This is a genomic window from Nocardioides caeni (assembly GCF_004912195.1).
Taxonomy (GTDB): Bacteria; Actinomycetota; Actinomycetes; order Propionibacteriales; family Nocardioidaceae; genus Nocardioides; species Nocardioides caeni.
The window spans coordinates 123,072-129,290 of record NZ_STGW01000011.1 but is presented as its reverse complement, the minus strand read 5'-3'; the positions used below and the strand labels follow the sequence as shown (position 1 = coordinate 129,290).

Below are 6,219 nucleotides of genomic sequence, written 5' to 3'. Positions count from 1 at the left end.
CCCTCGCGGATGTCGTCACCGGTCAGCCGGTCCTCCTTCTTCTTGATGAGGCCCCACTCCTCGCCCCACCGGTTGACCAGCGAGGTCAGCGCCGCCCGGAAGCCCTCCTCGTGCGTGCCGCCCTCGGGGGTGTTGATGGTGTTGGCGAAGGTGTGCACCGACTCGTTGTACGACGAGGCCTGCCACTGCATCGCGAGCTCGAGGCTCATCGGGTTCGGGGCGTCGTCGCCGGTCTCGGACTCGAAGGAGATGATCGGGCTGATCGGGGTCTTGCGACGGTTGAGGAAGTCGACGTAGTCGGCCAGGCCGCGCTCGTACTGGAAGACCTGCTCCAGCGCCTTGTGGCCCTCGACCTCGGTCGCGTGGATCGCCGACGCGCTGTCGGCGATGCCGTCGGCCTCGTCGGCCGTGCCGTCCTCGACCGCCTCGGCCAGCTCCTCGGCCTTCGCGCGCGCGTCGAGCAGCTCGATGCGCAGGCCCTTGTTGAGGAAGGCCATCTCGCGGAAGCGGGTCGAGATCGTCTCGAGCGTGTAGTCGGTGGTCTCGAAGATGTCGGGGGAGGCCCACCACGTCACCGTCGTGCCGGTCCGCTCGCCGTCCTCCAGCGGGCGCACCTGGCGCAGCGTGTAGTCGGGCACACCGAGGGAGAACTCCTGCTCCCAGAGGAAGCCGCGGTTCTTCACCTCCAGGTGCAGGCGGTCGGACAGCGCGTTGACGACCGAGGAGCCGACACCGTGCAGACCACCGGAGACCTTGTAGCCGCCGCCGCCGAACTTGCCGCCCGCGTGCAGCACGGTCAGCGCCAGCGTCGCCGCCGGCAGCTCCTGACCGGGCGCGGTGTCGGTCGGGATGCCACGACCGTTGTCGACGACGCTGACCGAGCCGTCGTCGTTGAGGGTGACCTTGATGGTGTCGCAGTGGCCGGCCAGCGCCTCGTCCACCGCGTTGTCGACGATCTCCCAGATCAGGTGGTGGAGGCCGCGCTCCCCGGTCGATCCGATGTACATGCCCGGCCGCTTCCGGACCGCTTCGAGGCCCTCGAGGACCTGGATCGCGGAGGCGTCGTACTCGGGCATCTGGTCGTCACTGGACACGCAGGACCTCTTCTTGTGCGGGCCCTGGCGTGCAGCCTGGAGGCCGCTCGCCGGGGCATGGCGAAGGCCGAGCGTGCGCCCAGTTGGATGCGTTCCCGGCCAGATCGCCATTCTAGCCCGTTGCGGGCCTCAGGACACGTGTGCGACCCGTCCGGGAGGGGGTCGGTTGTGGAAAACATCCCCTCAGCGGCCCGAAAAGGCGGCTGGGAGCGCCCAGTGGGGGGTCGGATGACTCCCTGTACGGCGAGGGAGCCGCTCCGTCGCCCACGGAGCAGCGTCGTCAGCGGGTCGCCGGCACGGCGTACCAGAGGGTGCGGTGAGACCACCGACCCGGACCGAGGCGACGGCCCGAGCAGACCACGATGACGACCTGCTCGGGGCCCCAGGAGCGGAACGCGCGGTCCCGGGGGACCCGGTCGGCCCGGTAGGACCGACGCTCGCTGATCCGGTAGCACGCCTTGGTGCCGGCCGCGTTGCGCAGCACGATCGAGTGGCCCGCGCGGGTCTGGCGCAGCAGCCGGTTGCCCAGCGCGGAGCCGTCGGGGTAGGTGTGGGCCACGAGGATCACCGAGCCACGGCCGCTGCCCGGTCGGACCTCGGGATCCATGCCGACCATCCACTTGCCGGCCCTCGTCAACGGGGGAGCGCCGATGGCGCCCGACGCGGTGCGCGCGACGCGGCGGACCGGCAGCACGCGTCCGATCGGCGTGACGCGCGCCCGATCCGGGACGAACGAGCGGGACGGTCGCGCACAGGCCAGCGCACGAGCTGCCGCACGCGCAGTGACGGCCTCGCCCTCCTGTGCCGTGGCGCCCGCTTCGCCACCGGCGAGCAGTCCAGCCACCATGAGCATGCCGACGACGACGGCTCCCGCTCTGCTCCTCATGACATCCCTCCCCGGGATCGGCTGCGTCCTGGCCGGCGTCATCACGCCGGACGCCTGGGCGACCGTAGGCACGTCACCCCTCCGACTCCGCCCGAACAAGCCCCCCCACGGCGAAATGACCCCCGAGCGGGGGTCGGCCGTTCCTCTCGCTGGAGCCGCCGCCGGTCAGGACTCCGAGAGCGGACCGTCGAGATAACCGTCGCGCTGAGCGGCCTGGTTGAGGTCGATCTTGGTCCGCACGTCGCGCCCCACCGCGGCGTACTTCGCCTTCACCCGGGCCAGGTACTTCTTCGCGGTGTCCCTCTGCACGCCGATCGCCCTCGCCACCGCATCCAGGGTCAGGCCCGAGGCGTAGAGCACGAGCGCCCGCTCCTCCTGGTCGCTCAGCTGCGGCCGATCGCCGTCGCCGGCGATCACGCTGGCCAGCTCCGGCGTCAACCACTGGCCCCGCCCCAGCACCGTCCAGATCGCGGCCACGATGTCCTCCTCGGAGTCCCGCTTGCCGACGAAGCCCGCGACACCGGCACGGAGCACCTTGCGCACCAGCTCGGCGGACGACATGGCCGAGAGCACCAGCACCCGGGTGCCCGAGCGCACCAGCTCCCGCACCTGGTCCGGGTCGACGCTCGGACCCCGCTCCACCATCAGGTCGAGGATCAGCAGGTGGGGCCGCCGGTCGGGCGGCGACGTCGCCAACCAGGCGAGGAACGCCGGGAGGGTCTCACCGCTCCAGACGACCTGGAGCCCCGACTGCGCGATGATCAGCTCCTCGGTGCGCTGGCGCTGCAGCAGGTGGTCCTCGACGATCGCGATCCGCCAGCGGTAGCGGACGGGCGGCGCGGATCGGGGGCCGCGAGTTCGGGACACCAGTCGATCGCTCCCACGATTCAGCCCATGCCCTGCGCGCTCATCGCCCGGGGCAACTTCCGGGCCGAAACTAGGCACTCCGGACGGGGCTCCCGGCCCGATCCGGGCTCCTCGCGCCAGAAGACCTCCGTGCGGGGGTCAGGAGGCGCGGAGCACTGACCCCATCGGCGTCCTCATCGGCGTCCTCATCGGCGTCATCGACTCGGTCCGTCGAGGTAGCCGTCGCGCTGGGCGGCCTGGTTGAGGTCGATCTTGGTGCGGACGTCGCGGCCCGCGGCGGCGTACTTCGCCTTCACCCGGCTCAGGTACTTCTTCGCGGTGTCCTTCTGCACGCCGATCGCCTCGGCGACCGCGTCCAGAGTGAGCCCCGAGGCGTAGAGCACGAGCGCCCGCTCCTCCTGGTCGCTCAGCTGCGGCCGATCGCCGTCGCCGGCGATCACGCTGGCCAGCTCCGGCGTCAACCACTGGCCCCGCCCCAGCACCGTCCAGATCGCCGCGACGATGTCCTCCTCGGAGTCCCGCTTGCCAGCGATGCCCCCGATGCCGGCCCGCAGCACCTTGCGGACGAGCTCCGGCGACGCCATCGCCGAGAGCACCAGCACCCGGGTCCCGGACCGGGTGATGGAGCGCACCACGTCGGGATCGACACTCGGACCGCGCTCCACCATCAGGTCGAGGATCAGCAACTGCGGCCGCTGGGGCTCCGGGACGGTGGCGACCCAGTCGACGTACTCCGGCAGTGTGGCGCCGCCCCAGACCACCCGCAGGCCCGGCTGCATGCCGACCAGCTCCTCGGTCCGTCGTCGCTGGAGCATGTGGTCCTCGACGATGGCGATCCGCCACTCGTAGCGGCGCACGCCCTGGCCCGGGGGGGTGGTCATCGGTGGTCTCCTTGTCGTCGGGTCGCCGAGGCGGAGCCGCGGTGAGCCACCACCTCCACGAGGTCCTGGGCGCCGAGGCTCTGGACGGTGAGCTCGACAGCGGACGGCGGGGCCCACGCCTCGGCCACCGACGAGAGCTCCGGGTGGGGCCCGACCAGCGTGAACCGCAGCGTGTCGGGGGCGGGGAAGAGGGTCGTGGTCAGCTGGGCCCCCGCCGGAGCGGCGGTCACCGACGCGAGCAGCAGTCCGCCCAGCGACGGAGCGAGCGCGTCGTCGGCATCGTCGGAGCCCGACCGGATCGCGAGCCGGGTGTGCCGCGACCGCGCCTCCGCGAGGGAGCGGGCGAACCAGTCGCCCATCCGGATCAGGTCCGGGTTGAGCTGGGTCAACTGCCGCAGGTAGGTCTCCTCCTCGGCGCAGGACGACCGCACCTCCTGGTCCGCCGGGTCAGCCCGCCCGTCGGCGACCTGGCGCAACAGCTCGATCGACTCCTCGAGCCCGGCGGCCGTCCACCGCCGGCGGGCCCGGCTCGCCGCGTCGCGCTGCTCGACCTCGCCGCGCAGCCGCGCCATCGCCGCCTGGTCGGCGCCCACCTGCGCGCCGATGGTCCTCAACAGCGCCTGGAACCCTGCCCAGCCGCCCACCAGGCCGATGCAGGCAGCGCCCGCGACCAGGGTCGACACCGCGGCGAGCCCCGAGCTCGGTGCCAAGCCGACCGCCAGCCCCACGACCGTCAGCCCCAGCAGCGCGATCGCCGGTCCCGCCGCGGCCCGCCAGCGAGGGTCGCCGAGCATCAGCAGCAGCGGGCCGGCCGGACAGATCGCCTGCCAGAAGACCACGTCGTCGCGACCGAAGTCCACCGAAGCGGCCGACAGCACGAAGGCGACGCACGCGCCGAGGGTCAACAGCGTTGCGACCGCGAGCCTGCGCAACCGCCCGCCGTCGCCGGACCACCAGGCGATCGCACAGACGACGGCGACGACCACCACCATGGGGTACTCCTCGGTCGGCGCCCCCCGATGGTTGGTGACCGCCAGCCAGATCCCGACGAACACCAGAGCCAGCGCGAACAGTCCGCTCGCCCGGCGCTGCAGGCCCTCGGTGGCCGCCATCAGCGACGCTGCCGACACCGGCGGCTCCGACAGCTCAGTGGTCTCGGCGGCTGGTCCGACCGACGGACCGCCCCACGTCAGGGTGGCCGTCGTGCCCTGACCCGGCGCAGTGACCAGCGACATCGTCAGGCCGGTGCCCTCGAGGCGGCCGAGGACCGACTCCGCCAGGCCCCGTCCGCGGGGCATCGTGCCGTCGAAGCCGACGCCGTCGTCGGCCACCGCCACGACCATGCCACCACCACCATCACCGTGGGGTCGTACGTCGACCACGACCGCGGCCGCCCCCGAGTGCTTCGCCGCGTTGCGGACCAGCTCCGTGACGGCACCGGAGAGCGCCTCGAGCACGGCCTCGGGGAGAAGTGCCTCCTGCCGGGCCAGCTCGTCGCCGGCCAGTCCGCGTCGCTCCACCCGGATGCCGTCGACCTCCAGGCCGCCGTGGATCCCGTGGCCGTGCTGCGGGAGCTCGTCGTCCATGGTCAGGGCCTCCACCGTGGCGACGTCGCGCGCGCACCGCGCCCGCACCGCTTGCCCGTCGGCGACCGCGGCGCCCCCGACCGCGAGCGCCGCCAAGGTGTTGATGACCGTGTCGTGCAGGATCCGCGCGTCCTCCGCGGCACGACGGCTCGCTGCCCGCCGTACGTCCACCGCACGCTGCTCCGCCTCCACCAGCGAGTGCTCGGCGTCGGCACTCCGGGTGAAGTCGAGCAGCACCGGCAGGGCCAGGCGGGAGGCCGCCATGATCGCCAGGCCCGTCGCCGCCACGGCCGGCGGCAGGGTGCTGCCCGAGTCCGGCCATGACAGCACCATCGCGACGGGGACGACGACGGCGATCGCCACGGGCGTGAGCAGGGCTGCCCTGCCCCGCATCACGAAGCTCGGCAGGATGGCGGCGACGTTCGCGAGCCAGCAGGCGGCCAGCAGCAGCGGGTGGTCGGGGTCGTTCACCACGACCCAGTCGACGAGGAAGGCGGCGTAGGCCAGGAGCACGACGAGCCAGCCCGGCACACGACCGACGGCCGCGAGCAGCGCGACACCGGCCAGGCCCAGGTGTCCGGCGACCAGCGCCGCGCGCACGACGGGACCGACCGCCTCCGTGAGGATCGCCAGCACCATCACGACCTGCCACAGGGCCATGCCGCGCAGCAGGGCACGCCTCATCGACGCCGTGGCCGTGATCGTCGTCGGACCGGCAAGGCTGTCGTCACCGAAGAGGTCCCCGAGGAAACGACGGCCGGTCCGTCGCCAATCCACCACCCGTTCCTCCTCGATCCAACGACGCCCCAGGCCCACCGACAGGAGCGACGGTAGTGGCCGTCGCAGCCGATCCCGCGCGGACCTCGGTGCGGGGGTCCGGGATGACCCCCGAACAGGGGTCGGGG

The 6,219-nt window shown here is 72.6% G+C and carries 5 protein-coding genes; all 5 read right to left on the bottom strand.

What is annotated here, in order from left to right; translation table 11 throughout:
* The coding region (locus E9934_RS15180; protein ID WP_238694989.1) for an ATP-binding protein at window positions 1–1,076 on the bottom strand (1,076 nt) is incomplete at its 3' end.
* Window positions 1,077–1,374: 298 nt separating this feature from the next.
* Window positions 1,375–1,980, bottom strand: coding sequence for a class F sortase (locus tag E9934_RS15175; RefSeq protein ID WP_136563734.1), 606 nt, complete (start codon window positions 1,978–1,980; stop codon window positions 1,375–1,377).
* 165 nt (window positions 1,981–2,145) lie between these two features.
* Window positions 2,146–2,847, bottom strand: coding sequence for a response regulator transcription factor (locus E9934_RS15170; RefSeq protein ID WP_158295019.1), 702 nt, complete (start codon window positions 2,845–2,847; stop codon window positions 2,146–2,148).
* Between the two features lie 194 nt (window positions 2,848–3,041).
* Window positions 3,042–3,728 carry a response regulator transcription factor gene (locus E9934_RS15165; RefSeq protein WP_136563732.1) on the bottom strand — a complete coding sequence of 229 codons (687 nt, stop codon included), beginning with the start codon at window positions 3,726–3,728 and terminating at the stop codon, window positions 3,042–3,044.
* Window positions 3,725–6,094: a sensor histidine kinase gene (locus E9934_RS15160; protein WP_136563731.1), complete on the bottom strand. Its 2,370-nt coding sequence runs from the start codon at window positions 6,092–6,094 to the stop codon at window positions 3,725–3,727. The genes E9934_RS15165 and E9934_RS15160 overlap by 4 nt, the downstream gene beginning before the upstream one ends.
* Window positions 6,095–6,219 lie beyond the last annotated feature (125 nt).